The 4,056-nt window shown below is 25.8% G+C and carries 4 protein-coding genes; all 4 read left to right on the top strand.

The features are described 5' to 3' along the window. The first annotated feature begins 261 nt into the window (after nucleotides 1–261). Genes Q0G30_RS13790 through Q0G30_RS13775 form a run of 4 tightly spaced genes read left to right on the top strand, consistent with a single transcriptional unit; the run spans nucleotide 262 to nucleotide 3,854 of the window. Nucleotides 262–2,214, top strand: coding sequence for a hypothetical protein (locus Q0G30_RS13790; RefSeq protein ID WP_294391219.1), 1,953 nt, complete (start codon nucleotides 262–264; stop codon nucleotides 2,212–2,214). A gap of 30 nt (nucleotides 2,215–2,244) precedes the next feature. After that, the gene (locus tag Q0G30_RS13785) at nucleotides 2,245–3,174 is read left to right on the top strand and encodes a glycosyltransferase family 2 protein (protein WP_133015266.1); all 930 of its coding nucleotides are present in this window, start codon (nucleotides 2,245–2,247) and stop codon (nucleotides 3,172–3,174) included. A 4-nt stretch (nucleotides 3,175–3,178) separates the two neighbouring features. Further along, complete coding sequence (locus tag Q0G30_RS13780; protein WP_133015267.1) at nucleotides 3,179–3,526, top strand: EamA family transporter; 348 nt, start codon at nucleotides 3,179–3,181, stop codon at nucleotides 3,524–3,526. Next, complete coding sequence (locus Q0G30_RS13775) at nucleotides 3,519–3,854, top strand: EamA family transporter (protein WP_133015268.1); 336 nt, start codon at nucleotides 3,519–3,521, stop codon at nucleotides 3,852–3,854. The genes Q0G30_RS13780 and Q0G30_RS13775 overlap by 8 nt, the downstream gene beginning before the upstream one ends. The last annotated feature ends 202 nt before the right edge of the window (nucleotides 3,855–4,056 follow it).

The following is a 4,056-nucleotide window of genomic DNA, read 5'->3' as shown; positions in this document are numbered from 1 at the left end:
GAAAAAATGTAAATAGAGTATTAAGTATAGTATTCTTAGTTTTATTTGCATGTGTATTAGTTTCATTATTAATAGACTCAATATTTTTTAATAAGGAAAAGTAAAAATAGAATATTGAATATTACTAAATTTAAATATAATACAAAATTTCAATAAAAAGGTTAAATAGAAAATCTATTATTTAATTATAAATGAAAGTAGTGTATAATTGTCTATGAAAAATTTGTTCAGATGACTAAATAAAGGAGATTATATATTTATATGTTGGACTTAGGGGAAAAAAAGCATAAAATAAATATAATAGATACTATAATAAAATTTAGATTTTTAATAGCAATCCTTATATTTATATTATTGGTAACGTTTAAAATAAATGGGAGCTCTATTGGTGCTTGGGACATGTATGCATCAGAACTGATAGACCCAACAGAAAGTAGTGTTCTAATAGGTGTTAACAGACCCATTAGAAGTGACGAATGGATGGTGCAAACAACATATTATATGGCTCAGGCTATGTCCGATGAGTTTTATCCATTATATAATACTAATATAACGGATGATGGTTTAAATATGATTTTAGCATATAATTCACCGGTAGCTAACCTGTCAATACTAGGGAAGCCTTTTAACTGGGGATTTTTATTATTAGGTAAAGAATATGGTTTATCATGGTATTGGGCATTTAAAACAATTGCATTATTGTTATTAGCTTTTGAGTTGTCTATGATATTAACAAAAAAGATGAAAGTGTTATCAATACTATCTTCCTTTTGGATAACATTTTCACCAGCTATACAATGGTGGTTTATGCAACATGTGGGAGATACAATATTTTTTACATTAGCAATGATAGTTGCTTTTTATAAATATGTAGAAAATATAGATAAGAATAAGTGGAAGAAGCTAGCCTTTTCACTTATGTTTGCATTTAGTTCTATTGGATTTGCATTAGTAATTTATCCAGCATTTCAGGTACCTTTAGCATATCTTATATTAGTATTCATGGCTGTAATATACTTTGGAACATTTAAAAGACCTAAATTAAAAAAGAATGATTATATTTTTATTTCAATGATAATTTTAATAATTGGAATTGTATTAGGACAATTCTTATTAACATCTATGGAGGCAATAAAAGCTACATTAGAAACAGTATATCCAGGAAAAAGAGTATCTATTGGTGGGGGAGTAGAATTATTTAGATATTCAGAATTTATGATTAATGCATATACACCATTTAAAGATATAAATTATTTAAATAATTGTGAGGTAAGTTCATTTATTAACTTCTTTATAGGTTCAGCAATAGTATTATTTATTGCTATAAGAAAAAAAGTTAAAAATATAGGACTGGGTATTTCCTTATTTGTAGTAGCATTATTAGAATTCATTTGGACTATAGTATCATTTAACGAAACTATAGCAAAGATAACATTCTTAAGTTATGTTCCAACAGATAGAATGATGTTAATGTTTAGTTTTACTGCAATGTTATTATCAGTATGGGCTATAGGAGTTATATTTAGAGAAAAAATAGTATCACCATTAGTAGGAGCTATAATAGCATTAGTTAATTTCTCTGTATATGGAGTATTAATATTAAAGTCTCCATATAGAGAATATATGAATTTTAAATATTTAATTATATTATTTGCTATTTATTTAATAATTAATATTTCTATTTTTGTAAGATGGAAAAAAATATTTTTTGTAATGATGGCAGCACTTATATTTATGTCAGGAATGACAGTTAATCCGATAGTAAAGGGTGTTGGAGCAATATATAATAAAACATTATCAAAGGCTATTATTGAAATAGAGGAAAGTGATCCTGATTCACTTTGGCTTGCAGAGGGTGAGGAAGCAAAGGGTGAGTTTATATATGCAAATGGAGCTAAAGCAATAAATGGAACTCATTTTTATCCAGCATTATCAACATGGGAAAAAATTAGTGAAAATTATGATGATGAAGAAATTTATAATAGATATGCTCATATAAAGATTACTTTAACAACAAAGGAGACTAAGTTTGTTTTAGAGCATTTAGATGCATTTGAAATAGAGTTAAACGTTAATGAATTAGAAGATTTAAATATTAAATATATTGTTACTAAAAATGATTTAAGTAATATTTTAAATGATGGTAATATACAGTTTGAAGAAATATACCATAGTGAAGTCGATGGTAATAGAATTTATAAGTTAGTATATTAAAGTATAGAATTAAATTTTGGAGGAATAAATATGAAAATAGCGGTAATAATACCTTGTTATAATGAGGAATTAACCATTGCAAAAGTTATAAATGATTTCAAAGGAGAGTTACCAGAAGCAGATATTTATGTATATGATAACAATTCTAAAGACAATACTGGAAAAATAGCAAGAGATCATGGAGCAATTGTAGTTAAAGAGAGTAGACAAGGAAAAGGTAATGTAGTAAGGGCAATGTTTAGAGATATAGATGCTGATATTTATATTATGGTGGATGGTGATGATACTTATCCTGCAGAAGCTGCAAGGGAGCTTATACAACCTATTATTAATAATGAAGCGGATATGGTAATTGGAGATAGATTATCTAATGGAACATATGAAAAAGAAAATAAGAGAGCATTTCATAATTTAGGAAATAATTTAGTACAAGGACTTATTGGATTATTATTTAAAAATGAAATAAAAGATATAATGACAGGTTATAGAGCTTTTAATAGATTTTTTGTTAAAACAATGCCTGTTATGAGTGAAGGGTTTCAAATAGAAACTGAAATGAGTATTCACGCATTAGATAAAAAGTTTAGATTAAAAGAAATACCAATAGAATATAGAGATAGACCTGATGGAAGTGAATCAAAATTAAATACCTTTAGAGATGGATATAGAGTAATAAAGACATTATTAGAACTATTTAAAGATTACAAACCATTACTTTTCTTTGGATCAATAAGCATTTTTTCATTAGTTTTAGGATTATTAGTTGGAATACCAGTAATTGCAGAATTTGTTTTAACTAGATTTATTACTAAAGTGCCTTCAGCAATATTAGCAGTAGGATTTATAGTAGTATCAGTAACATCATTATCTTGTGGATTGATTTTAGATACAATTTCTGCAACAACTAAAAGAAATTATGAATTGTATTTAAATAACTATAAAGAAATGCAAAGGAAATAAATAAATGGAAAAGCTATTAGAGTCGTTAAGAAAAAATAAAATAGGAATAATAATGATTATAACTTCTGCTGTTATTACTGCATTTGGACAATATTTCTGGAAGATATCAGAAGGAAGTAAAATTATAGAGTTATTAATTGGATTTAGTTTATATGGGATTGGTGCTATTTTAATGATAATAGCATTTAAGTTTGGGAGTTTATCAGTATTACATCCTATGATGAGTATAGGCTATGTAGTAGCATTGTTTATTGGATATTTTTTATTGGGAGAAAATATTACCATATTTAAAGTTATAGCTATAATATTTATTTTAATAGGGGTAATACTAATGGGGGTAGGAGATGAATAATGTTATTATATATTTACTGCTTTTAATTGGAACATTATTAGGAGCATTTGGAGGTTTTTATTTAAAGAAATCTACAGGGAAGGAAGGAATATCTGGAATTATACTGTCTCCATTTTTATATATTGGAGGATTTTCATATTTAATTTCTGCTGTATTAAATATAATAGTCTTAAAGTATTTGCCGTATTCAGTGGTGCTTCCATTAACCTCTATAACATATATTTGGTCTTTAGTAATTGCTTATTACTTTTTAAAAGAGAAGATAACAAAAGTAAAAATATATGGAATTGTGTGTATAATAATTGGAGCTATATTTATATCAATATAAATAATAGTTATTATATAACTTTATTTTAATAGAAGAATAAAATTTATTAATATAATATAAAAAACACCTATAAAAAATACTTAAATCAGTATTTCTTTTATAGGTGATTATAGATATAAAATTAGTCTAAAGAATATAAGAAATTATGTATATCTTTAGTAGTTTCTTCTATATCAGTTGTTAAGTGAAGCATATCAGTGGC

Source organism: uncultured Clostridium sp. (genome assembly GCF_934754925.1).
GTDB lineage: Bacteria > Bacillota > Clostridia > Clostridiales > Clostridiaceae > Clostridium.
Note: the sequence above shows the minus strand (reverse complement) of the source record. Positions and strands in the feature narration are given on the sequence as shown.

What these genes read in the sequence shown, in the direction of transcription:
- Q0G30_RS13790 (WP_294391219.1), top strand. Translation starts at nt 262, where the DNA reads ATGTTGGACTTAGGGGAAAAAAAGCATAAAATAAATATAATAGATACT.
- Q0G30_RS13785 (WP_133015266.1), top strand. Translation starts at nt 2,245, where the DNA reads ATGAAAATAGCGGTAATAATACCTTGTTATAATGAGGAATTAACCATT.
- Q0G30_RS13780 (WP_133015267.1), top strand. Translation starts at nt 3,179, where the DNA reads ATGGAAAAGCTATTAGAGTCGTTAAGAAAAAATAAAATAGGAATAATA.
- Q0G30_RS13775 (WP_133015268.1), top strand. Translation starts at nt 3,519, where the DNA reads ATGAATAATGTTATTATATATTTACTGCTTTTAATTGGAACATTATTA.